This window comes from Enterobacter sp. UNJFSC 003, assembly GCF_036903355.1.
In the GTDB taxonomy this organism is placed as follows: Bacteria; Pseudomonadota; Gammaproteobacteria; order Enterobacterales; family Enterobacteriaceae; genus Enterobacter.
In genome coordinates this window covers 971,707-995,427 of sequence record NZ_JBAKHK010000001.1, presented here as the reverse complement: position 1 = coordinate 995,427, position 23,721 = coordinate 971,707, and the positions used below count along the sequence as shown (strand labels likewise).

Below are 23,721 nucleotides of genomic sequence, written 5' to 3'. Positions count from 1 at the left end.
CGCATGATCCGGGCACCAGGCATGTTCGGCAGGTGAACTTTGTAACGTATTTGGCGTGGGATTGCATAATGCTCAATGTATCGTGGGACCCTGTATTAATAGCCATCTCTTATCTTGTGGCATTTATCGCCTCTTTTGTGGCATTAGATAGCGCGGGTAAAATCCCCCTTTCGAGCCGCAAAGGTGCCATGTTCTGGCGTGTCGCTGGCGGAGTAACGCTGGGTATCGGGATCTGGTCGATGCATTTCATTGGTATGTTGTCGATGAAAATGCCGATGATCATGAGTTACCATCTTGGTTTAACCTTGGCCTCAATGGGCGTTGCCGTGCTCGCCTCAACGCTCGCCATTAATATCGCCGTCCCGGCGAAAACGCTCTCCTCCTTCAGACTGATTCTTGCCACATTGATCCTTAGCGCAGGCGTTGTCTCTATGCACTACGTCGGTATGGCCGCCTTAATGCTTGAAGGAAGCATCATGTGGGAATGGCGCATCGTGCTGCTATCAATGCTGATTGCCGTCATCGCCTCCGGCGTTGCGCTGTGGTTAGCCTTCCATCTGAGGGACAAACGCAAGGGCGTCTTTATCAATCGTATTGCAGCAGCCCTCGTGATGGGTGCGGCCGTTTGTGCAATGCATTACACCGGCATGTACGCTGCGCATTTCCACGAAATGACGCGCACGCTGCCAGGAGGCATCAGCGAGCTGGGATTATCAATTTGGGTTTCCGTCACGACGCTTTGCCTGCTGGGGATGATGTTGATTATCTCGCTGGTGGATTCCCACCGGCGCACAAGCCGACTGACGGACAATTTGCACCAGCTTAACCGTCAACTGGAGCTGCAGGCACGTTTTGACGTACTTACCGGCCTGGCTAACCGGCACCAGATGGATATCAGGATGCAGGATTGCCTGCGCAGCGCGCTGCTCACTAAAAAGCAGTTTGCCGTAGTCTTCCTCGATATCGATCACTTCAAGCGGGTGAATGACACCTGGGGCCACATGGTGGGCGATGAGCTGCTCATCAACGTTGCACAACGCATAACGGGCAGGTTGGCCCAGGACATGACGCTGGCGAGATTGGGCGGCGATGCGTTGATCTTATTGGTCCCGGAGTGTGACGATGAAAAGCTAGATAGTCTTCTCACCGCGCTTCTGGAAGACGTGCGCCGTCCACTGTCCATTTGCGGACACGCATTAAGCATCACGGTCAGCGCCGGCGTGAGCCTCTACCCTCTGCATGGCGAAACGCTGCATGAGTTAAAGCTTAAAGCAGACGCCGCGATGCACCATGTCAAACAGGAAGGCCGTAACAGCTGGACAGTTTATCGCACCGAGATGTCAACAGCGGTACCCGCCGAACCGGCTTTTTTGCAGAAGCTGTCTCAGGCGCTGGAGCGCGATCAGTTCGAGCTGTGGTATCAGCCAACGTATTATGCCGGGCAAAGCACCATTCATGGATTTGAAGCCCTTCTGCGCTGGCGACATCCGGAGCAAGGCGTACTGTTGCCCAATCTGTTTCTGCCGTCTCTGGAACAAACGGGGTTAATCATTCCCGTTGGCAACTGGGCGATTGAAGCGGCATGCAGACAACTGCATTTTTGGACGGAACAAGGCTTTAGTCAGTGGACGCTGTCATTCAACCTGTCGCCGGTACAGTTTGAACAACAGGATATATTCCAGGTTATTTCTTCCATGTTGCAAAAATACAGCCTGGCCCCCTCCCGATTAATCCTTGAAGTGACTGAAAGCACGGCCCTTAAAAACCTCGATCGCAGCATTGAATTGCTTAACGCCTTTAATCAGGCTGGGGTCACCGTGTCGATTGATGATTTTGGAACCGGGTATTCCAACCTGCTGATGCTCAGCGTCTTGCCGGCAAAAGAGCTTAAAATCGATAAAAGCTTCGTCAGCTCAATGATGGGAAATGAAAAGAGCAGAAAACTCGTTGAAACAATAATCAGTATTGCGCGTAACATGGAGATGAATGTCGTCGCAGAAGGGATTGAAACTCTGGAACAGCAAACCGTCCTGACCGATTTGGGCTGCGATTATTTACAGGGATTCTTGTTTTCCCGTCCTTTACCCGCTGAGCAGGTTCCCTGGCTGCTATTGCAGAAGAACTCCGATAAGCAAATTGTACCAATCGGTAAAATTCATACGGAATCCCCTCCTATTTCGCAAAAAAATCATGCCTGATGTGATTAAGTAGAGTATGTTTCAAAAGAGTCCACGCGAATCAATTCCGCCGTGATCGTCAGGCATCCCGTGTCGATGTACAGGAATTCTCTATGTCGCAATATTGTTTTGATGCACTAAATTTAATTAAAACACCCGTGTGGCTGATTTCACCTGTTTCCGAACATATTATATTTGCAAATTCAGCGGCATCTGCCTTGATGCAGGAGAAATCCCTGAAGGAGATGCGTAATGGCACCTTTTCCGCAAGCGCACAAAAGGTACTTTCAATGTATGTTCCCGAGCTGAGTTCGGGACAGGACATCATTGAAGTCTTCACCGTCTGGCGCGATCGATGCGAAACCACGCTGAGCTGTCGCCTTTCGCTGACCCACGTTTCCCCTTTTGGTGACGTTATTACTTTTGAAGGGATCCCTCAGCAGGCTGCTTCTGGGCTAAAGGCCAGTCGTTCCGCGACCTACCAGCGTAAAAAACAGGGGTTCTACGCGCGCTTTTTCCTGACAAACAGCGCGCCGATGCTGCTAATAGACCCCTCTCGCGATGGCCAGATCGTCGATGCTAACCTTGCCGCACTTCATTTTTACGGTTATTCCCACGATGACATGTGCAGCAAACATACCTGGGAAATAAACACTCTGGGACGAGACGTATTGCCGATCATGACTGAAATTGCTGCACTGCCGGGTGGGCACAAACCGCTCAACTTCGTTCACCGGCTTGCAGATGGTACAACCCGACATGTTCAGACGTATGCCGGTCCTATTGAGATCTACGGCGACAAGCTGATGCTGTGTATTATCCATGACATCACCGAGCAAAAGCGTCTGGAGCTTGAGCTTGAGCACGCCGCGCTAAGGGACTCCATGACGGGCCTGCTCAATCGTCGGCAATTCTATACCATCACAGAACAAACCAACCCGACGCACCTTCCCGCTCAGCAACAGTTCAGCCTGCTGCTGGTTGATACCGATCATTTTAAAAACATCAACGACGTCTTTGGTCATATGAAGGGTGATGAGGTACTCATATCCCTCTCCCGAACACTGGAAGCCTGTAGCCGCCAAGACGATTTTGTCTTCCGCTGGGGAGGAGAAGAATTTGTGATCCTGCTTCCGCGCACGCCCATTGATGCCGCGATGCAGATTGCGGAAACGATCCGTGCCGCCGTTGCGCGCATAACCATTCCTGGTTTGCCGCGATTTACGGTCAGCATCGGCGTTGCGCGCCACAATCCCGGTGAAAGTATCGATGAACTGTTTAAACGCGTTGATGATGCACTCTATCGCGCCAAAAATGATGGACGTAATAAAGTTCTGGCTGCATAAAAGAAGACTCTCCGCTACAATGCCCACCTCTAAGGAACAGATTTCAAGTGGGTAATATCTGCAATGGGAAAAACAGAAATAATACTCACCATAATCATTTTAAGCCTTATTATATTAGGCATGTGGTTTATCTTTAGCGGCGAGATATGGGTCATGGTGGAATATTTTGAAAGTCGCCTTTACCCCATGATTGATGCGCCATGACGCACGTTTAATGCCTTGTTTCACCTACCTAATTTGTCGGCTACCCGCAATTTTAACGGATGCGTAAAATGCCCATCGTTAGCCGCTATGGCAGCTAACGAATCAATAAATCATTTGCTTATTTCGCCCGTTCTCTGACGGGCTTTTTTTCATTTCAGATAGCTCAGCGCATTCAGGCTATAAAAGTCCTGTTAATGCTTCTCGATATACATTGTACGGCTATAGGCAACGTCTTCAGGGTTATTGATCGGATAACCTTTCACCCACGGTTTGATCAAGCGGCCATTGGTGTACTGATAAATCGGCGCAATCGGCGCTTTTTCAGCAAGGATCTTCTCGGCCATGTTGTAATCGGCATTACGCGCTTTTGCCGTGGTTTCCAGCGTCGCCTGATTTATAATCTTATCGTACGCAGGGTCGTTGAAGCGGGAAATATTACCGGTGTGGGTCGAGGTCAACAGCGACAGGAAGGTCGATGGCTCATTGTAGTCTCCTACCCATGATGCGCGTATGACGTCAAAATTGCCGGTGTTACGGCTATCAATGTAGGTTTTCCACTCCTGATTTTGCAGCTTAACGTCAACGCCCAGGTTTTTCTTCCACATCGAGGCAACGGCAATCGCAATCTTCTGGTGGTTTTCAGACGTATTGTAGAGCAGGGTCAGATTCAGCGGACGTTGTGGACCATACCCAGCAGCCTGTAACAGCGTTTTGGCCTGCGCATTCAACTCCTGCTGCGACATCTGCTCAAACGGAGACGTCTCTGGGGTGAAACCTGCCGTCACGTCTGGCGTGAAGTGCCACGCCGGTTTTTCACCCGTCCCCAGTACCTTGTCTGCCATGATTCGGCGATCGATAGTCATGCTCAGCGCCAGACGCACGCGAGCATCAGCGGTTGGGCCTTTCTGGGTGTTGAACGCATAGTAGTAAGTGCCTAGCTGAGGCGGTGTATATACCTGCCCCGGAATATCCTTCAGCAACTTCTGGTACATATTTTTGGGGAAGGACTCAGTGATATCAATATCCCCCGCCAGGTAGCGCTTGGTGGCTGAAGACTCCTGGTTGATCGGCACGAAGGTCACTTTTTGCAAGACGGTTTTGGCGTTGTCCCAGTAGTGCGAATTCGGCTCGACCACCAGTTTTTCATTCACCACGCGATCTTTCAGCACATACGCGCCGTTTCCGACCAGACTGCCTGGCCGCGTCCACTCTTTGCCGCTCTCAACATTGGCTTTCTGAACCGGATAGAACGCAAAGCTTGCCGTCAGGTTACTGAACCACGGCAGCGGTTTATCTAACTGCACGCGCAGCGTTTTGGCATCGACAGCCGTGACCCCCAGCGTGTCAGGCGCGGCTTTACCATCTATAATAGGCTGGGCATTATGAATGCCCGCAAGCGCAGCAAACCAGGCGAACGGAGACGTCGTTGTCGGATCCACCAGGCGTTGCCAGCTGTAGACAAAATCCTGTGCAGTGACTGGCGTGCCGTCTGACCATTTGGCGTTATCACGAAGCGTAAAGGTCCAGATCCGGTTATCATTACTTTGCCAGCGCGTTGCCACCCCCGGCGTTAACTCCCCTTTCTCATTCTGATTAACGAGCCCCTCAAAGAGGTCACGAATCACCTGGATCTCTGGCAACCCGACGGCTTTAGCGGGATCAAGAGAGGCGGGTTCATCTTTAATGTGTCTGACCAACTCCTGTTTTTTTGCAAGCGTCGTGCCTTGTGGCACGTCAGCAGCGAATGAAAATGAAGAAAGCCCGCAAAGGCACAGCGCAGAACATAGCAGCGAAACAGGATGCTTCATGAGATCCCCTTTTGAAATGGGTAACACGCAGATGCGTAATTATTTGTTTTAGAACGGCGAAATGCAAATATCCTACGCTGGATAGTTGATATCTGGCAATCATCGCCTTGCACGGAAACTATTTGATTAAGCGCGGGTTTTGCACAACACTGCCAGTAGTTACTTATTATCTGGATTTCCTATGGCTCTCACTCGACCGCGAACGGAACGGGGCGCTTTTCCGCCAGGCACCGAACATTATGGCCACTCTTTTTTGGGCGCTCCGCTGATTTGGTTTCCCGCCCCTGAAGCCGATCGCAATAGCGGCCTGATTATTGCCGGTACGCACGGCGACGAAAATTCATCCATCGTTACTCTGTCCTGTGCATTGCGTACGCTCGCGCCGGCGTTACGCCGTCATCACGTCATTTTGACCGTAAATCCAGACGGTTGTCAGCTTGGGCTACGAGCAAATGCGAGGGGGATCGATTTAAACCGTAATTTCCCGGCAGCCAACTGGCGTGCCGGAGAAACGGTGTACCGCTGGAACAGCTCGGCTGAAGAGCGCGACGTGGTATTACTGACGGGGGAAAAACCGGGTTCAGAGCCGGAGACGCAGGCACTGTGCCAATTAATTCATCGTATCCACCCCGCCTGGGTTGTCTCCTTCCACGATCCGCTTGCCTGCATTGAAGATCCTCGGCACACCGCGCTGGGACAGTGGCTGGCGGATGCATTCGCCCTGCCGCTTGTCACCAGCGTTGGCTACGAGACACCGGGGTCGTTTGGCAGCTGGTGCGCCGATCTTGACCTGCACTGCATCACCGCTGAATTCCCGCCCATATCCTCCGATGAAGCCAGCGAAAAATACCTGAAAGCTATGGTTGAGCTTCTGCGCTGGCAGCCTCAGAGATGAAGCACGCCGCTGGTGAAACTGAGTGCGGGTGAAACGTCAACCGCCAGCCAGGTCGGTCCGTCGAGATCGGCGAAAGCGACCTTATTCACCAGCGGCAGCGCCGCGTTAATCGCCCGGGATGTACAGAGCATACATCCCAGCATCAGCGAAAATCCCTGCGCCTGTGCCTCTGCAGCCAGCGCCAGCGCCTCTGTCAGCCCGCCGGTTTTATCCAGCTTAATGTTTACCATTTCATAACGTCCCGCTAATCCGGCAAGGCTTTCGCGGGTATGGCAGCTTTCATCTGCGCAAATTGGCAACGGGTGGATAAAATTCTTCAGCGCTGCATCATCCTTTACCGGGAGCGGCTGCTCAAGCATGGCCACCCCCAGATCGGCCAGTAGCTGGCAACGTGCCGCTAGCCCTTCGGGATGCCACGACTCGTTCGCATCCACAATCAGCGTAGCTTCCGGTACCGCGGAACGAATAGCAACCATACGCTCGCTGATCAGTCGATCGTCCAGCTTCACTTTTAACAGCCTGGCCCCGGTGTCATATAACGCCTTTGCACTGGCAGCCATTTGCTCCGGCTCGCCAATGACCACCGTTTGCGCGGTGATAACCGATTCAGGAAGCGTCACTCCCGCCATCGCCGATAAGGATGTGTGCTGCTTAGCCGCCTCCAGGCTCCAGAGGGCACAGTCAATTGCGTTACGCGCAGCACCTGCCGGCAAGCGCTGCTGTAAAGCTTCCCGCGCGAGGCCCGTTTGCAGGTCGGGTACCAGGGTCATCACCTGCGCCATTACTGACGCAAGGCTTTCCCCATAGCGAGGATAAGGAGTACATTCGCCAACCCCTTTAACCCCCTCTTCTTCGATTTCAACCACGACTACGCTGGCTTCACTGCGACTGCCGCGGGATATAACAAAGGGGGAATGCAATGGCCAGGCTTCTTCATAGACTTTAACGCTTCTCATCACTGACTCCTTGCAGCCTGGTAAGGCATGAAAATTGGATTGCCGTATTATCCGCTGTTGGCATACACTAGCCTCGACGTTAACTATATGTAAACAGGAAGATATCTATGTCACAACTCGTTCATTTCCAGGGCAACCCGGTTGCTGTTGCAGGTTCTATTCCGCAGGCTGGTAGCAAAGCACAGGCATTCACTCTGGTGGCTAAAGATCTGTCTGACGTCACGTTGGGCCAGTTTGCTGGCAAACGCAAAGTCCTGAATATTTTCCCAAGCATCGATACCGGCGTTTGCGCCGCATCCGTGCGTAAATTCAACCAGTTGGCAACTGAAATGGACAACACCGTGGTGCTGTGTATTTCTGCTGACCTGCCTTTTGCCCAGTCTCGTTTTTGCGGTGCTGAAGGTCTGAGCAACGTTATTACCCTTTCTACTCTGCGCAATGCTGATTTCCTGGAGAAATACGGCGTGGGTATTTCTGAAGGCGCACTGAAAGGCTTGGCCGCACGTGCCGTTCTGGTCATCGATGAAAACGACAACGTCGTCTTCAGCGAGCTGGTGAACGAGATTACCACAGAGCCTGATTACACCGCAGCGCTGGATGTTCTCAAAGCCTAATCATTGGCTTGCATGGTACAAAGCTTAGCAAAGTAATGAAATAAAAGGTTTATTACTGCCACACGGTTTGTAATACGCCAGACGTCTAAAACCTCGCCTTTGCGGGGTTTTTTATTTCTACAAGACTGAATCGTTAAAGCTAATTAAGACAAAAATCACACTAAAACTGAAAAAATATTTCAGTCGTTCACCTATAACGCGATATTGACTGCATAAATTAGGTTAATAAATCGTATTTTCTTCACCAGTGAACAACATCACATTTCCCTTTTCGTCAAAATATTAGATTTGCTAACGATAGACAAAAATCGTTTCAGCAAAAAGGGAAAAACATGAAAATCAAACTGGCGTTAACGCTGCTCACAATATTGACTTCGGGCCATACCGCAGCAAAAGCCTGGGTGCTGACGAGCACTGAAAGCAGCGTGGAGAAAGAAAACTGGAAGATCTCGAGCGATGAGCTGAAGGTGAAAGGTCAGCCTTTCAGCATTGAGCAAAAAGTCCTGCACGGTGGTAAGCAGGAAGGCAGCAAAATCATTGTCATTACCAGTAAAGATGGGCTTACGATTGCGGTAAGCCCGACTCGCGGAATGAATCTCCTGCATGTTGAAGGTTTTGGTACAAAAATGGGCTGGAGCTCGCCGGTTAAAGAGGTGGTAAACCCAGCTTACATTAATCTGGAAAGTCGAAATGGGCTGGGTTGGCTGGAAGGTTTCAACGAGATGATGGTACGCTGCGGATACGAATGGACAGGCCATCCTATCACCGCTGACGGGCAGCTTTATACCCTGCACGGCAAGGCAGGAAATACCCCCGCGTCGCAGGTTGAAGTTGAGATCGCAGATACCGCCCCGTATGAAATCCGTATTCGCGGCTTAATTAAAGAGAGCACGTTTAAAAAAGCGGATTTGCAAACGATGACCGAGCTGCGCTACGTACCGGGAAGCAACCAGTTCAGCCTGCATGATGTTCTCACGAACCGCGCTGATTACCCTCATGACTATCAGATAATCTACCACAGCAACTTCGGCGCCCCACTTCTTGAAGAAGGCGCACGCTTCCTTGCCCCTGCGGCGAGTATCAGTCCTTTCAACGATTATGCTAAAGCAGGTCTCGACACCTGGCAGACCTATGCCGGCCCGACCCGAGACTTTGATGAAATGGTCTTCAATATCAAACCTCTCGCCGATAATAGCCACAAAACGCTCGCCGCAGTGATCAATAAAGCGGGCGACAAAGGCGCGTCAATTCAGTTCGATACCCGTCAACTGCCCGTACTGACCTTATGGAAAAATACCGACACGCTAAAACAGGGTTATGTCACGGGTATTGAGCCTGGCACCAGCTACGCTTACCCCGTCACGATAGAACGCGAGCAAAAGCGTGTTAAGCAACTGCAACCCGGCGACAGCACCCAGTTTGATCTCACTTATACCCTGCTTTCCAATCGTGAGCAGGTGAAAGAGGTGGAAAACAGGATCGCAGTGATTCAGGGAGAGACAAAAGTAGACGTGGTAACCACGCCGATGGCGAAGGAATAAGCGCGAAAAAAAAGCCTCTTCGCAGAGGCTTTCATTGTTATTCGTCACTCTTCTTGTGGTTCAGTCCGTATTCGCGCAGCTTATTAGCAATGGCGGTATGCGATACCCCTAAGCGTTTTGCCAGCTTGCGGGTGCTTGGATAGCTACGATAAAGCTGCGTCAGCACCGATCGCTCAAAACGGCTGGTAATATCATCCAGCGATCCTTCCATAGCCTCTTCGCCCACGGACACCGTCCCGGCATCGTAATCCGGCAGCAGGATATCCTGCGGGCGAAGCTCGTAGCCTTCCAGCTGCGTCAAGGCGCGATACACCGCGTTTTTAAGCTGACGGATATTTCCCGGCCAGCCGTAACGCGTCAGGACCGTGCCCAGGTCCGCGGAAAGTTTCGGACGCGGCACCCCCTGCTCATCGGCAAAGCGGGCGACAAACAGCTCCGTCAGGGGAATGATATCCTGTGGGCAATCACGGAGCGGAGGAATGTTCAGCGTCAACACGTTCAGACGATAATAGAGGTCCTCGCGGAACATCCCTTTTTGTACCAGCTCAACCAGGTTTTTCTGGGTAGCGCAAATCACGCGTACGTCCACGTGGACTTCATGATCTTCCCCCACCCGACGAAAGGTTCCGTCGTTCAGGAACCGCAGCAGTTTGGCCTGCATGCGCGGCGACATTTCGCCAATCTCGTCCAGCAGCACGGCCCCCCCCGTTGCCTGTTCGAAGAAGCCTTTTTTCCCTTCCGGTGCATGGCCAAACAATTCACTTTCAACCGCATCCTCGGGGATAGAGGCACAGTTGAGCGCCAGATACGGTTTGTCCGCACGCGGGCTGGCCAAATGCACGGCGTGCGCCAGCAGGTCTTTCCCGGTACCGGTATCGCCCGTAATGAGCAGCGGCGCGGTTAAATTTGCGAGCTTGCGCGCCTGGTCGACCACATGGCGCATTTTCGGGCTGACGGCAATAATCTGGCTGAATGCGCCAACATCCTGGTTGGAGAGATTCTGCAGCTGGCGGCCCATTCGCACGGTCGAGCGCAGCATGATCACCGCCCCGGTCAGTACCCGAGCGTCACTTTCCCCTTTCAGGTAAACCGGCGTGATTTCCATCAGGAAATTCTGCCCGTTAATGACGACGTGTTCGCTGTGGGTATTTTGCGGATTGCTGTCCAGCCAGCGCTGGAAGTTAAAACCGGGGATCAGCTGCGTGGCGTGATGGTTGCTGAGCTTCGCCTGGCTTTGCGCAAAGAGCTGACAGCTCGCCAGGTTTACACGCTCAACTTTGCTTTTCAGATCCAGCGACAGGAAAGGTTCCGGCATCGCTTCAAGCAGCGCGCTCAGCGCCAGATGCTCACGCTCTGACGGCATCCAGGGAATGGTACGCACATCCGTAACGCCAGCGATACGGCGGATTTCCGCCATCAGGCTACTGAAGGTATTAAATTCAATTTCGGCAAAGTTGAGGTAAATTCGCCCGACAGGGTCAATCTCAATGCCACGTAGGTCAATGCTACGTAAAACAAGGAGATCGAGTAACTCGCGGGTCAGACCGAGACGGTCCTCACAAAAGACTTCCAGACGCATGGGAAATTCACCGTTATAAGCCAGTAACAATAAAATGATATGTCAGATCGCGGTGTTCGGGAAGGTGGCTGTCAACAAATATTGACAGCCAGCACGATTAGTGAGCAAAACCTCACGGGTTAGGTTTTTTATTGAGCGTCTCTTTAAGCTGGCCGATGAGTTCGCGGCGGAAATCGCCCAGGCGCGGCTTGTCTCCGTCGATCCACGGCAGCGGACGACACACTTCCATCGCTTTGATGCCAAGACGTGCGGTCAGCAAACCGGCACCGATTCCCTGCGCTGCGCGTGCTGACAGACGCGCGGCCAGATCCTGCGACATCCAGTCCATACCCACTTCACGTACCAGTTCACTGGCACCGGCAAAAGCGATGTTCAGCAAGACCAGCTTAAACAGCCTCAGGCGGCTGTAATACCCCAGCTCAATACCGTAAAGATTGGCGATACGGTTAATCAGGCGCAGGTTACGCCACGCGATAAACGCCATATCCACCAGCGCCAGCGGGCTGACGGCAATCATCAGCGTGGATTCGGCCGCCGAACGGCTAATCTCGCGCCGCGCCTGCGCATCCAGCACTGGCTGCACCATATGCGAATAGAGCGTCACCACTTCCCGATCGTTCTGGGTTTCATGAATGGCGGCGTACCAGCGCTGAAGAGCCGGGTGCGACTGATCAATCCCGGCCTGAGCGGCCAGCTTTTCGCAGAAAGCGCGACCTTTTCCGGTGCCGTGGCTATGCAGCAGCTCCCGCGCCTCATCGCGTTCATGCGCTCGCTGTCGCAGACGCCAGAGACGCCGCCACTCTGTCGCAACGGAACCCACACCAGCACCGATAATCAGCGCACCCGCCGCACAGCCGCCGAGAGCGACCCAGTCCTGAGTTTGCCAGGCGTTCATCGTCCACTGGACTCCCTGCCCGACCACGCTTACGCCAAACAACGCCAGCCCGGCGGTGACCATCCTGCGCCAGAGGCTGCGCTTGGGGCGCAAAGCGGCCTCAACAACGGCTTCTGCCTGACCTTCTTCGACCGAGGCCTCTTCTGACAGCACCGGGGCAAAGTACTCTGCCTGCGTACCGCTGAACGTGTGAGCCGTCTTAAATGCCTCCTGCGAGTCCTGCTCAAGCTGCCCGGTAAAGTCAATGCGCGGTTTTAACGGTTCCGTCATCGCAATTTATCTCCAATCAAAAATTCCAGCGCCGCATCCAGACGAATGTGCGGTAATGGTCGATCGACGGTCATGGCCTGCGGGCGAAAAGCTTCGAACTGGAAGCCCTGGTTTTGCCAGAAAGCCTGGCCCGGCAGACGTGAGGGCACTTCTCCAGGATAGACGGTGAGCGGCTCGCCGTCGCTCAGGCGATTGCCGCGCAGCGCCGGGATTTTTTCACCGTTAACGTCAATCAGCCCGCTTTGGGTAGCCTGTACGGAAGCCAGGCCAAGACAATCCATGCTTATCCCTTCAAACGCCGCGTTCTGCCAGGCGTCCTGCACCAGCTGCTGCAACAGCGACACCATATTGGCATGCTGATCGACCGTCACATGGTCAGCTTTCGTCGCGGCAAAGAGCAGCTTATCGATCACCGGTGAGAACAGGCGGCGGAACAGCGTTCGCTGGCCGTAGTGAAAACTTTGCATCAGCTGCGTCAGGGCCAGGCGCATGTCGTTGAACGCCTGCGGCCCGCTGTTCAGAGGCTGCAGGCAGTCCACCAGCACAATCTGACGATCGAAGCGTAAAAAGTGATTTTTGTAGAAGCCCTTCACCACTTTTTCACAGTAGTACGCGTAACGCTCTCGCAGCATACCCGCGTTGGTGTGCTTGCCCGCCTGCGCCAGCTTCGATTCCCCTATCCCGTCCACGTCCGGCCATGGGAAGAACTGCAGCACAGGCGCACCCGCTAAATCGCCCGGCAAAACAAAACGCCCCGGCTGGATGAAATGCAGCCCTTCTTGCTTACATTGATGCAGATAATCTGTCCAGGCTTCGGCAATGGCCGCCAGACGGTTTTCATCCGCAGGCGCGAGAGGATCGAGACCTTCACAGAGCTGGCGCCATTTTGCCGACCACTGCGCGCGTTGTCCCTGCAACAATCCCGTCATTTGACGCGACCAGCTAAGGTAATCCTGGGCCAGCATAGGTAAATCGAGCAGCCACTCGCCAGGGTAATCCACAATTTCAAGATACAGCGTGGAGGTATCCTTGAAGTGGCGCATCAATGAATCGTTAGATCGAAAACGCAGCGCGAGACGTATCTCACTGACCCCGCGCGTCGGCGTGGGCCAGGCGGGCGGGTCGCCGTACAGCTGCGCCAGCCCTTCATCATAGGTGAAGCGAGGAATACCAAAGTCGCGCTGGGGGACGCGCTTAACGCCGAGCAGGCGCTCTTCACGCACGGCGCCCAGCAGCGGGAGCCGTGCTCCAGCATGAAGGTTAAGCAGCTGATTCACCATCGCCGTGATAAACGCTGTCTTACCGCTGCGGCTTAGTCCCGTCACCGCCAGACGCAAATGGCGATCGACGCCACGGTTCACCAAAGAATTGAGTTCGTTTTTAAGTCGCTTCATCGCCGTCCTTATTGCCTGATGGCCTAAGAGTTCTTAAAAATATGACATGGGGGCAACATGAAAGGAATAAAACCTTGCAGCAAAATGGCACGCTAATCAGCGTGCCATATCAATGTTATTTCAGCTTTCTCGAAATACGTCCGGCCAGTTTTTGCAGCAGTGGCTCCAGCGCCAAGGCCAACAACATTCTCACCGGCTTGCGGGCAACAGATTTAATTGCCCAACCGGCTACGCCAGCCGGGCCAACGCGTAACGCGGTCAGCAGGACCAGTTTTCCTGCGATTTTCAGGCCGGGTTTTACCTTCTGACCGGCCTGTTGCCAGTTTCGATTCATGCAATCTCTCTCTTAAAGCTGACGAAAACGACTTCGCAGCGTAAAGGTGTCTGACGTGACATAGCGTTCCATTTCACGCAGCCGCTTCTCGCCTGCGGCCAGTTCCGCATCCACGTCATTAAGGATATCGCTGCTGGTCGGCGCACCGTCAGCGGCCAGTTGCCCTTCCGGCATTGGGTCGAGCACAAACGACAGAATGATGTACGCCACCAGCGTAATAAAGGCCAGGCCAAAGAAGATTGATAAGACCGTGACCACTCGCACCAGCTTCACCGGAACGTCGAGATAATGCGCCAGCCCGGCGCAGACGCCGCGGACCATGCCCAGCTGCGGAATTCGCCACAATTTTTTATTCAGATTCAGTCCAGCCATTAGCGATCTCTCCAGTTTGGATGTTCCGCATCCAGGATAGCTTCCAGCGCCTGAATACGTTCGCGCATCTTATTCGCCTGATCGGACAGCTGCACCAGACGCTGCTGCTCGCTTTGAGAAAGTTCGCCGCGTGAAGCGCGGTTGCTGTAGTGCAGCCATAACCAAATCGGCAGAACAAACAGCACGAAAATGGTCAGGGGAATAGCCAGAAAAAGCGCGCTCATGTGTACTCCTTGTCTTAGGATACGTAGCGGCACGCTCAGGTGCCGCGAAAATTATTATTGGTTGTCTTGCTTCATTTTGGCTTTCAGCGCAGCAAGTTGCTCGCTAATTTCATCGTCGGCTTTCAGGTCAGCGAACTGCTGATCCAGCGTTTTCTGTTTACCCAAGCTGTGGCTTTCTGCTTCCGCTTCCATGTGGTCGATACGACGTTCAAAGGACTCGAATCGCGCCATTGCTTCATCCAGCTTGCCGCTGTCCAGCTGACGGCGGACGTCGCGAGAAGAGCTGGCAGCCTGATGGCGAAGCGTTAACGCCTGCTGGCGCGCACGGGTTTCGCTCAGTTTGTTTTCAAGCTCGCCAATCTCTTTCTTCATGCGAGAGAGCGTGTCGTCTACTAGGTTAACTTCATGTTCCAGCGTGGTCACCATATCCGCAAGCTTCTGTTTTTCAATCAGCGCGGCACGGGCCAGATCGTCTTTATCTTTACGCAAGGCCAGTTCAGCTTTTTCCTGCCATTCATTCAGTTGGCCAGTAGCCTGCTCAATACGACGCGAAAGCTGCTTTTTCTCAGCCAGCGCGCGGGCAGAAGTAGAACGCACTTCTACCAGCGTATCTTCCATTTCCTGAATCATCAGGCGCACCAGCTTCTGCGGATCTTCTGCTTTCTCAAGCAGAGAGTTGATGTTGGCGTTCACGATGTCGGCAAAACGAGAAAAAATACCCATAATTCAATCCTCTTAGTTCTGTTATCGGGCGATGCCCTGCTGAACAGATAATACAAATGCCGTGCCAACTTTTTATCTTGTTGATTTTACAGAGACTGATTGATTTTTCTCCAGCCACGAACTATTCTCACCTGGTGAATAACACTAAGGAGTGGTTAATTTCATCATGGCTGGATACAAAGATAACTTACTTGGCGAAGCAAACAGCTTTCTCGAGGTGCTGGAACAGGTTTCCCGACTCGCCCCGCTCAATAAGCCCGTGCTGATTATCGGCGAGCGCGGGACGGGTAAGGAGCTGATTGCGAACCGTCTTCATTATCTGTCCGGCCGCTGGGATGGCCCTTTCATTTCGCTTAACTGTGCGGCGCTGAATGAAAACTTGCTCGACACCGAGCTTTTTGGTCACGAAGCCGGCGCCTTTACCGGAGCGCAAAAACGCCACCCGGGACGGTTCGAACGGGCGGATGGCGGTACGCTGTTTCTGGATGAGCTGGCGACTGCCCCGATGCTGGTCCAGGAAAAGCTGCTTCGGGTGATTGAATACGGCGAGCTGGAACGCGTTGGGGGGAGTCAGCCGCTGCAGGTCAACGTGCGTCTGGTCTGCGCGACAAACGCGAATCTCCCTGAAAGGGTGGCAGAAGATAAATTCCGCGCCGATCTTCTCGATCGCCTGGCCTTTGACGTAGTTCAGCTCCCGCCGCTGCGTGAACGCCGCAGCGACATTATGCTGCTGGCGGAGCAGTTCGCCATTCAGATGTGCCGTGAACTGGGCCTGCCGCTCTTTCCTGGTTTCAGCGAAAATGCTCAGGAAACGCTGCTCGCTTACCACTGGCCGGGTAACATTCGTGAACTTAAGAACGTGGTCGAGCGATCGGTTTACCGCCATGGCAGCAGTGAGACGGAGCTGGACACGATCGTTATCGACCCTTTCCAGCGTAGCCCTCAGACGATTACCGCACCAGTGACCGCCAGTGACGCCCCTTCACTGCCCCTCGACCTACGTCAGTTTCAGCACGATCAGGAGCACCAATTGCTGGAACAAAGCCTGAAGCAGGCGAAATATAACCAAAAGCGGGCGGCTGAACTGCTGGGATTAACCTACCACCAACTGAGGGCATTGCTTAAAAAGCATCTGATGCGCTGACATTATCGGCAGCCCAGATTAATACACAATAATAAAAAAACCCGCCGAAAGCGGGTTTCTGTATTAACCGTAATGATTATTTAAAGACTTCTGCAACAGCCTGGAAGTTAGGACCGTGCTCACGGGCCGCGATGATGACATAGTATTTCCCGCCCTTCTCATCGGCCAACTTCGAAAGTTGTTGATGAAGATCTGAAGGGGAGGAAATTTGTCCGCCGGAAGCGCCAACGGTAACGTTGCCAATGTATTCAAGTTTGAAGTGATGCGCTTCATCCTTGGAAATCATATCTGCTGCAGATGCACCAAAGCTTGCTACTGAGAAAGCCAATACCGTCCCTAATAATGCTTTTTTCATATCATTCCTCCTGTTGATGAATCTCTATACTTAACATTAGCACCTAATATGTAAATGATCTGTGTCAATTTTGTAGGGATAATGGGGGTTGTTTTAGAGCGCGAGGTTTGAATTTCACTCTTGAGCATCTTCCCCTCGCAAAACAAATCTCCGCTGCGCGTTGTGTTGCCCAGCGTCTACCGCGGGCGAATCCTTCGTTTTGAGCGAGTCAGATGGGCCATGAAAATGCTAAGATGGTTTATGAGGTATATTCAAAGTGGATTGCAGGTATGAACGTGGATCAGGTCGTGGTGCTAAATGACTGACTGCAAACGTTACTGCCCCCAGTATGCCCTCAGGCTTAAACGATGCTGGATAATGTCGTTTAAAATTAGTAGGATAGCCACTTTATATATCATACCTTAAAAATTATGCGTCTGGTTTTATCGTCCTTTTTTGCCCTCGGTCTGTTCAGTAGCATGGCCTTTGCTGCGCCCGAACAAGCTGCGCTCCCCGATATTCGCGACAGCGGATTCGTCTATTGCGTCAGCGGTCAGGTTGACACCTTTAACCCGCAAAAAGCCGGCAGCGGCTTGATTGTTGATACGCTCGCCGCCCAGCTTTATGACCGTCTGCTGGACGTTGATCCTTATACCTACCGCCTGGTGCCCGAGCTGGCCGAAAGCTGGGAGGTGCTGGATAACGGTGCGACCTACCGCTTCCACCTTCGCGGTGATGTCGCTTTTCAGCGTACGCCGTGGTTCACGCCGACACGTAAACTGAATGCGGATGACGTGGTGTTCACCTTCCAGCGCATCTTTAACCGTAACCATCCGTGGCACAACGTTAACGGGAGTAGCTTCCCGTATTTCGACAGCCTGCAGTTTGCCGATACCGTCAAAAGCGTGCGCAAACTGGATAGCCGGACGGTGGAATTTACCCTGACGCGCCCGGATGCCTCCTTCCTCTGGCACCTGGCCACACATTATGCGTCGGTGATGTCCGCCGAATATGCCGCACAGTTGACCAAACAGGATCATCAGGAATTACTTGACCGTAAACCCGTTGGCACCGGTCCGTTCCAGATGGCAGAATACCGCTCCGGGCAATATATTCGTCTGCAGCGCCATGAACATTTTTGGCGCGGGACCCCGCTGATGCCGCAGGTGGTTGTCGATCTCGGTTCCGGCGGGACAGGAAGATTGTCCAAACTGCTGACCGGCGAATGCGACGTCCTCGCCTGGCCAGCTGCCAGCCAGCTGAGCATTCTGCGTGACGATCCGCGCCTGCGTCTGACGCTTCGCCCGGGAATGAATATCGCGTACCTGGCCTTTAATACCGACAAGCCGCCGCTGAATAATCCTGCCGTCCGTCACGCGCTGGCTCTCGCGATCAATAATCAGCGTCTGATGCAGTCTATCTATTACGGCACGGCAGAAACTGCCGCCTCTATTTTACCGCGCGCTTCCTGGGCGTATGACGGAGAGGCTAAAATTACGGAATACGACCCGGCGAAAGCGCGTAAGCAGCTTAAGGCGCTGGGCGCTGAAAACCTGACGTTACAACTCTGGGTGCCAACCAGCTCTCAGGCGTGGAACCCAAGCCCGCTGAAAACGGCCGAGCTGCTGCAGGCGGATATGGCGCAGGTGGGTGTCAAAGTGATCATAGTACCGGTTGAGGGCCGTTTCCAGGAGGCGCGCCTGATGGATATGAATCATGATTTAACCCTGACAGGCTGGGCCACTGACAGCAACGATCCGGACAGCTTCTTCAGGCCGTTGCTGAGCTGCGCGGCAATCAACTCGCAGACCAACTACGCCCACTGGTGCAACCGGGAGTTTGATGCCGTGCTGCAAAAAGCGCTCGCATCACAGCAGCTTGCGTCACGCATTGATGCCTACGATGAAGCGCAAAATATTCTCGCCCGCGAGCTCCCGGTCCTGCCGCTCGCCTCTTCTCTGCGTCTTCAGGCCTATCGGTACGATATTAAAGGACTGGTACTGAGCCCGTTTGGTAATGCCTCCTTCGCCGGCGTGTTTCGCGAAAAAGAACAAGAGGTGAAAAAGCCATGATCATTTTTACCTTGCGTCGACTCTTGCTGCTGCTGGTCACGCTGTTTTTACTGACCTTTGTGGGATTCAGCCTCAGCTATTTCACTCCGCATGCGCCGCTGCAGGGTTCGTCCCTGTGGGATGCCTGGCTGTTCTGGTTTAACGGCCTGATGCACTGGGATTTCGGCGTCTCCAGCATCAATGGACAGCTTATTTCGGAACAGCTGAAAGAGGTTTTCCCGGCCACAATGGAGCTGTGTATTCTGGCCTTTGGTTTTGCCCTGATGGTGGGGATCCCGGTGGGCATGCTGGCGGGGATTTACCGCAACAAGTGGCAGGATAAGTTTATCAGCGCCCTCGCCCTTCTCGGGTTCTCCATCCCGGTATTTTGGCTGGCGCTGCTGCTGACGCTGTTCTTCTCGCTCACGTTGGGCTGGCTGCCGGTATCAGGTCGATTCGACCTGCTCTATACGGTAAAAACGGTCAGCGGATTTGCGATCGTCGACGCCTGGTTGTCCGATTCCGTCTGGCGCCATGAGATGATTATCAGCGCCCTGCGCCATATGGTTTTGCCCGTGCTGACGCTCGCGGTGGCGCCAACCACTGAAGTTATCCGCCTGATGCGGCTCAGCACCATCGATGTGTTCGATCAGAACTACGTCAAGGCAGCGGCCACGCGCGGGTTATCACGTCTGACCATATTGCGTCGCCACGTTCTGCACAATGCCCTGCCGCCGGTTATTCCGCGTCTTGGCTTGCAGTTCTCCACCATGTTAACCCTGGCGATGATCACCGAAATGGTCTTTAGCTGGCCGGGTCTGGGCCGCTGGATGATTAACGCGATCCGCCAGCAGGATTATGCTGCCATCTCTGCGGGTGTGATGGTAATCGGTTCGCTGGTGATTATTGTGAACGTTCTTTCCGATATTTTGGGTGCAATGATTAACCCGTTGAAGCATAAGGAATGGTATGCCCTACGATAGCGTATACAGTGAAAAGCGCACGCCCGGTGCGCTACGTACCGTGTGGCGTAAATTCTATGGTGACACCACGGCAATGATTGGCCTTTACGGCTTTGCGGGCCTGACGGTGTTGTGCATCTTTGGATCATGGTTTGCGCCCTATGGTATCGATCAGCAATTCCTCGGCTATCAGCTGTTACCCCCGTCGTGGTCACGTTACGGTGAAGTGTCCTTCTTTCTTGGCACCGACGATCTGGGACGTGACGTATTAAGCCGCCTGCTCAGCGGAGCTGCACCGACGGTAGGCGGCGCGTTTGTGGCGACCTTTGCCGCGACGATCTTTGGTCTGGCGCTCGGTATTTTTGCCGGTGCGACGCATGGGCTCCGTTCGGCAGTGCTAAACCATATTCTCGATACCCTACTCTCCATTCCCTCGCTGCTTTTGGCCATTATCGTTGTGGCCTTTGCCGGGCCGCATCTGACGCATGCTATGTTCGCCGTCTGGCTGGCCATTCTGCCGCGCATGGTGCGCTCGGTTTACAGCCTGGTGCATGACGAGCTGGAAAAAGAGTATGTCGTCGCCGCCCGCCTGGACGGGGCAACCACGCTTAATATTTTGTGGTTTGCGGTACTACCGAATATCGCTGCAGGGTTAGTTACCGAAATCACCCGCGCCCTGTCGATGGCGATACTGGATATCGCCGCGCTCGGCTTCCTCGATTTAGGCGCACAACTGCCTTCACCTGAGTGGGGCGCCATGCTCGGTGACGCCCTTGAGCTAATCTACGTCGCGCCGTGGACGGTGATGTTGCCCGGTGCAGCCATTATGGTGAGCGTACTGATTGTCAACCTGCTGGGCGATGGTATTCGCCGCGCAATTAATGCGGGGGTGCAATAATGCCGCTTCTTGATATCCGTAACCTCACCATTGAATTCAAAACCAGCGAGGGCTGGGTAAAGGCCGTTGACCGCATCAGCATCACCCTTGCCGAAGGCGAAATACGCGGTCTGGTCGGCGAATCTGGCTCTGGTAAGAGCCTGATTGCGAAAGCCATTTGCGGCGTGGCGAAAGATAACTGGCGCGTCACCGCTGACCGTATGCGTTTTGATGATATCGACCTACTGCGCCTCTCGCCGCGCGAGCGCCGCAAGCTGGTAGGCCATAACGTCTCGATGATCTTTCAGGAACCGCAGTCCTGTCTGGATCCGTCAGAACGCGTGGGCAAGCAGCTGATGCAAAACATACCTGGTTGGACCTATAAAGGCCGCTGGTGGCAGCGTTTTGGCTGGCGCAAGCGCCGCGCGATTGAACTGCTGCACCGCGTAGGGATTAAAGACCATAAAGATGCCATGCGCAGTTTCCCTTATGAACTCACCGACGGTGAGTGTCAGAAAGTGATGATTGCCATCGCACTGGCCAACCAGCCGCGTCTGCTGATTGCGGATGAACCCACCAACGCGATGGAACCCACGACGCAGGCGCAGATATTCCGCCTGCTGACGCGCCTGAATCAGAACAACAACACCACCATTTTACTGATCAGCCATGACCTGCAGATGCTCAGCAAGTGGGCGGATAAAATTGACGTAATGTACTGCGGCCAGACGGTTGAAACGGCGGTCAGTGAAGAGCTGGTTATTACGCCACACCATCCGTATACGCAGGCGCTCATCCGCGCGATCCCGGATTTCGGCAGCGCCATGCCGCACAAAAGTCGCCTCAACACCTTACCGGGCGCGATTCCGCTGCTGGAATCACTGCCCATTGGCTGCCGTCTTGGGCCGCGTTGCCCTTACGCGCAGCGCAAATGCATTGAAACGCCGCGTCTGACCGGGGCTAAAAATCATCTTTATGCTTGTCATTTTCCGCTGAACATGGAGAGAGAGTGAAATGGTCGAAACCTTGCTTGAAGTCCGCAACCTGAGTAAGACCTTTCGCTACCGTACGGGGCTGTTTCATCGTCAGACCGTTGAAGCCGTGAAGCCCCTGAGCTTTACCCTGCGCGAAAAGCAGACGCTGGCGATCATCGGTGAAAACGGTTCGGGTAAATCCACGCTGGCAAAAATGCTGGCGGGCATGGTCGAGCCTACCGCCGGCGAGGTGCTGATAGACGATCATCCCCTGTCATTCGGTGACTACTCTTTCCGCAGCCAGCGTATCCGCATGATCTTCCAGGATCCGTCAACGTCGTTGAACCCTCGCCAGCGTATCTCGCAGATTCTGGATTTCCCGCTTCGCTTGAATACCGACCTGGAACCCGACGCGCGGCGTAAACGTATTGTTGAAACGCTGCGCTTAGTGGGCTTATTGCCCGATCATGTGAGCTACTATCCGCACATGCTGGCCCCGGGACAAAAGCAGCGTCTGGGCCTGGCTCGCGCATTGATTTTGCGCCCACAGGTGATTATTGCCGACGAGGCGCTCGCCTCTCTGGATATGTCGATGCGTTCGCAGTTAATCAACCTGATGCTGGAATTGCAGGAAAAACAGGGCATCTCCTACATTTATGTCACCCAACATCTGGGCATGATGAAACACATCAGTGACCATGTCATGGTTATGCATCAGGGTGAAGTTGTTGAGCGCGGGAGTACCGCTGATGTGATGGCCTCCCCGCTCCACGATCTGACTAAACGGCTGATTGCCGGACATTTTGGTGAAGCCTTAACGGCCGATGCCTGGCGTAAAGATCGATAAAGAGATTGCAATCCCTGTCAGCTGTTGCGTAAGCCGCTTGCCATAAGGGTAAATACCTCAATGGCATGCGGCAGCGTTTTTTGCGGTTCGTTGCTTGCAGCAATCAACAGTGCAGCATTCAGCGCAGCGCCATTCAGCAGATGCGCGGCGACATTTGCATCGATATTTTTGAGTACGTTGCATTCAACCATTTTTTCGAGGGTCTGACGGGTAGACTCCAGACAGCTATTTTGGCTAGGCCATTGTGCCGGGTCGCCCAAAACAGCCGGGCCATCAAGCAGTACGATGCGCTGCACTTCCGGGACGAGGGCCATTTTGATGTAGGCGACGCCCTCCGCCAGCAGTCGATCCCAGTCATTCTCTGCGGTGGCGGCTACGGCCTTCGCATTTGCTGCCATTTCGCTATCTATCTGGGCAACCACCGCTGCCAGCAACCCCTTCTTATCATTGAAATTATGATATAACGCTCCGCGTGTTAATCCTACGCTAGCCGTCAGTTCATCCATCGACGCGGCGGCATATCCTTTTTCAGCAAACGCTTTCCGCGCCGCCTTAATCATTTTCTCGCGATTTTCCTGGGCCGTTTCAGCACGTCGTTTTACAGGCATTGGGCATCCTTACGTAACAGTGTTTTTTATTTGACATACGAGACGTATGTGGATTACATTTTTCACATACACCGCGTATGTTACTTCTACAGAGTAATGACAACAATACCTCTAAGATAAAAGGAAGCGCCATGCACCCACGTGACCCCGTATTCCCGGCCAATCGGCATGCCCTGTATGAAGAGCATGGGTATTCCGCTGCCATTCGATCTGGCGATCTGTTATTTGTTTCAGGTCAGGTCGGTAGCCGTAGTGATGGCACACCCGAGCCTGAATTTGCCGCTCAGGTTCAACTCGCCTTTGATAATCTGAAGGCAATCCTTGCAGCTGCAGGGTGTACGTTTGACGACGTGATAGACGTAACGACGTTCCATACCGATCCTGAAAACCAGTTTTCGACAATTATGCAGGTCAAGAAACTCGCCTTCCCACGTCCCCCTTACCCAAACTGGACGGCGATAGGCGTTAACTGGCTTGCCGGTTTTGATTTTGAGATTAAGGTCATAGCCAGAATACCCTCCCCGGATAATTAACATTCAGCATTGCTCATTTTTATCCTTAAATAAAAACCCGCCGAAGCGGGTTTTGCACA

24 protein-coding genes are annotated in these 23,721 nt (G+C 53.5%); 13 read left to right on the top strand and 11 right to left on the bottom strand.

Annotated elements, in window-relative coordinates:
- Positions 1-68: 68 nt before the first annotated feature.
- The 3 genes from V5P19_RS04635 to V5P19_RS04625 all read left to right on the top strand — a co-directional run bounded on the left by V5P19_RS04635 (position 69) and on the right by V5P19_RS04625 (position 3,727).
- Positions 69-2,198, top strand: a complete 2,130-nt coding sequence (locus V5P19_RS04635) for an EAL domain-containing protein (RefSeq protein ID WP_334400558.1) — start codon at positions 69-71, stop codon at positions 2,196-2,198.
- 92 nt (positions 2,199-2,290) lie between these two features.
- Positions 2,291-3,523, top strand: coding sequence for a sensor domain-containing diguanylate cyclase (locus V5P19_RS04630; RefSeq protein ID WP_334400556.1), 1,233 nt, complete (start codon positions 2,291-2,293; stop codon positions 3,521-3,523).
- A gap of 63 nt (positions 3,524-3,586) precedes the next feature.
- Positions 3,587-3,727: an Ecr family regulatory small membrane protein gene (locus V5P19_RS04625; protein WP_334400555.1), complete on the top strand. Its 141-nt coding sequence runs from the start codon at positions 3,587-3,589 to the stop codon at positions 3,725-3,727.
- Positions 3,728-3,918: 191 nt separating this feature from the next.
- Here the strand turns inward: V5P19_RS04625 and V5P19_RS04620 are convergent, their stop codons facing one another.
- On the bottom strand, positions 3,919-5,535 hold the full coding sequence (locus V5P19_RS04620; RefSeq protein WP_334400553.1) for a peptide ABC transporter substrate-binding protein: 1,617 nt from the start codon (positions 5,533-5,535) through the stop codon (positions 3,919-3,921).
- A gap of 181 nt (positions 5,536-5,716) precedes the next feature.
- Here V5P19_RS04620 and mpaA point away from each other — a divergent pair, with 181 nt between their 5' ends.
- Positions 5,717-6,430: a murein tripeptide amidase MpaA gene (gene mpaA / locus V5P19_RS04615; RefSeq protein WP_334400551.1), complete on the top strand. Its 714-nt coding sequence runs from the start codon at positions 5,717-5,719 to the stop codon at positions 6,428-6,430.
- Here mpaA and ycjG read toward each other — a convergent pair.
- Positions 6,421-7,386 (bottom strand): L-Ala-D/L-Glu epimerase, encoded by a 966-nt coding sequence (ycjG, locus tag V5P19_RS04610; protein ID WP_334400549.1) that lies wholly within the window; start codon positions 7,384-7,386, stop codon positions 6,421-6,423. The genes mpaA and ycjG overlap by 10 nt on opposite strands.
- 107 nt (positions 7,387-7,493) lie before the next feature.
- On the opposite strand from ycjG, the gene tpx reads away from it, so the two are divergent.
- Together tpx and V5P19_RS04600 are read left to right on the top strand one after the other, a co-directional pair.
- The gene (gene tpx, locus V5P19_RS04605; protein ID WP_334400547.1) at positions 7,494-8,000 is read left to right on the top strand and encodes a thiol peroxidase; all 507 of its coding nucleotides are present in this window, start codon (positions 7,494-7,496) and stop codon (positions 7,998-8,000) included.
- 332 nt (positions 8,001-8,332) lie between these two features.
- On the top strand, positions 8,333-9,541 hold the full coding sequence (locus V5P19_RS04600; RefSeq protein WP_334400545.1) for an aldose 1-epimerase family protein: 1,209 nt from the start codon (positions 8,333-8,335) through the stop codon (positions 9,539-9,541).
- Between the two features lie 37 nt (positions 9,542-9,578).
- Here the strand turns inward: V5P19_RS04600 and tyrR are convergent, their stop codons facing one another.
- The 7 genes from tyrR to pspA all read right to left on the bottom strand — a co-directional run bounded on the left by tyrR (position 9,579) and on the right by pspA (position 15,332).
- Positions 9,579-11,120 carry a transcriptional regulator TyrR gene (gene tyrR, locus V5P19_RS04595; protein ID WP_334400543.1) on the bottom strand — a complete coding sequence of 514 codons (1,542 nt, stop codon included), beginning with the start codon at positions 11,118-11,120 and terminating at the stop codon, positions 9,579-9,581.
- A gap of 112 nt (positions 11,121-11,232) precedes the next feature.
- On the bottom strand, positions 11,233-12,285 hold the full coding sequence (locus V5P19_RS04590; protein WP_334400541.1) for a YcjF family protein: 1,053 nt from the start codon (positions 12,283-12,285) through the stop codon (positions 11,233-11,235).
- Positions 12,282-13,679: a YcjX family protein gene (locus V5P19_RS04585; RefSeq protein WP_334400539.1), complete on the bottom strand. Its 1,398-nt coding sequence runs from the start codon at positions 13,677-13,679 to the stop codon at positions 12,282-12,284. Before V5P19_RS04585 ends, V5P19_RS04590 begins: the two co-directional genes overlap by 4 nt.
- Positions 13,680-13,794: 115 nt before the next feature.
- Positions 13,795-14,013 (bottom strand): phage shock protein PspD, encoded by a 219-nt coding sequence (gene pspD / locus V5P19_RS04580; RefSeq protein WP_334400537.1) that lies wholly within the window; start codon positions 14,011-14,013, stop codon positions 13,795-13,797.
- Positions 14,014-14,025: 12 nt separating this feature from the next.
- Positions 14,026-14,385 (bottom strand): envelope stress response membrane protein PspC, encoded by a 360-nt coding sequence (gene pspC / locus V5P19_RS04575; protein ID WP_334400535.1) that lies wholly within the window; start codon positions 14,383-14,385, stop codon positions 14,026-14,028.
- Positions 14,385-14,609, bottom strand: coding sequence for an envelope stress response membrane protein PspB (gene pspB, locus V5P19_RS04570; protein WP_334400533.1), 225 nt, complete (start codon positions 14,607-14,609; stop codon positions 14,385-14,387). The genes pspC and pspB overlap by 1 nt, the downstream gene beginning before the upstream one ends.
- A gap of 54 nt (positions 14,610-14,663) precedes the next feature.
- The gene (gene pspA, locus V5P19_RS04565; protein ID WP_334400531.1) at positions 14,664-15,332 is read right to left on the bottom strand and encodes a phage shock protein PspA; all 669 of its coding nucleotides are present in this window, start codon (positions 15,330-15,332) and stop codon (positions 14,664-14,666) included.
- Positions 15,333-15,498: 166 nt separating this feature from the next.
- On the opposite strand from pspA, the gene pspF reads away from it, so the two are divergent.
- Positions 15,499-16,476 carry a phage shock protein operon transcriptional activator gene (gene pspF / locus V5P19_RS04560; protein ID WP_334400529.1) on the top strand — a complete coding sequence of 326 codons (978 nt, stop codon included), beginning with the start codon at positions 15,499-15,501 and terminating at the stop codon, positions 16,474-16,476.
- Positions 16,477-16,552: 76 nt separating this feature from the next.
- Here the strand turns inward: pspF and V5P19_RS04555 are convergent, their stop codons facing one another.
- Positions 16,553-16,831 carry a DUF1471 domain-containing protein gene (locus V5P19_RS04555; RefSeq protein ID WP_334400527.1) on the bottom strand — a complete coding sequence of 93 codons (279 nt, stop codon included), beginning with the start codon at positions 16,829-16,831 and terminating at the stop codon, positions 16,553-16,555.
- A gap of 410 nt (positions 16,832-17,241) precedes the next feature.
- On the opposite strand from V5P19_RS04555, the gene sapA reads away from it, so the two are divergent.
- From sapA to sapF, 5 genes are read left to right on the top strand one after another with little or no spacing between them, the layout of a single operon-like run.
- Positions 17,242-18,882 (top strand): ABC transporter substrate-binding protein SapA, encoded by a 1,641-nt coding sequence (sapA, locus tag V5P19_RS04550; protein ID WP_334400525.1) that lies wholly within the window; start codon positions 17,242-17,244, stop codon positions 18,880-18,882.
- Positions 18,879-19,844 (top strand): putrescine export ABC transporter permease SapB, encoded by a 966-nt coding sequence (gene sapB, locus V5P19_RS04545; protein ID WP_334400523.1) that lies wholly within the window; start codon positions 18,879-18,881, stop codon positions 19,842-19,844. Before sapA ends, sapB begins: the two co-directional genes overlap by 4 nt.
- On the top strand, positions 19,831-20,721 hold the full coding sequence (gene sapC / locus V5P19_RS04540; RefSeq protein WP_334400521.1) for a putrescine export ABC transporter permease SapC: 891 nt from the start codon (positions 19,831-19,833) through the stop codon (positions 20,719-20,721). The genes sapB and sapC overlap by 14 nt, the downstream gene beginning before the upstream one ends.
- Positions 20,721-21,713: a putrescine export ABC transporter ATP-binding protein SapD gene (gene sapD, locus V5P19_RS04535; protein WP_334400519.1), complete on the top strand. Its 993-nt coding sequence runs from the start codon at positions 20,721-20,723 to the stop codon at positions 21,711-21,713. The genes sapC and sapD overlap by 1 nt, the downstream gene beginning before the upstream one ends.
- Before the next feature lies 1 nt (position 21,714).
- Positions 21,715-22,521: a putrescine export ABC transporter ATP-binding protein SapF gene (gene sapF / locus V5P19_RS04530; protein ID WP_334400517.1), complete on the top strand. Its 807-nt coding sequence runs from the start codon at positions 21,715-21,717 to the stop codon at positions 22,519-22,521.
- A gap of 17 nt (positions 22,522-22,538) precedes the next feature.
- Here the strand turns inward: sapF and V5P19_RS04525 are convergent, their stop codons facing one another.
- Positions 22,539-23,129 carry a TetR/AcrR family transcriptional regulator gene (locus V5P19_RS04525; RefSeq protein WP_334400515.1) on the bottom strand — a complete coding sequence of 197 codons (591 nt, stop codon included), beginning with the start codon at positions 23,127-23,129 and terminating at the stop codon, positions 22,539-22,541.
- Between the two features lie 131 nt (positions 23,130-23,260).
- Here V5P19_RS04525 and V5P19_RS04520 point away from each other — a divergent pair, with 131 nt between their 5' ends.
- Positions 23,261-23,662 carry a RidA family protein gene (locus V5P19_RS04520; protein ID WP_334400513.1) on the top strand — a complete coding sequence of 134 codons (402 nt, stop codon included), beginning with the start codon at positions 23,261-23,263 and terminating at the stop codon, positions 23,660-23,662.
- Positions 23,663-23,721: the final 59 nt, after the last annotated feature.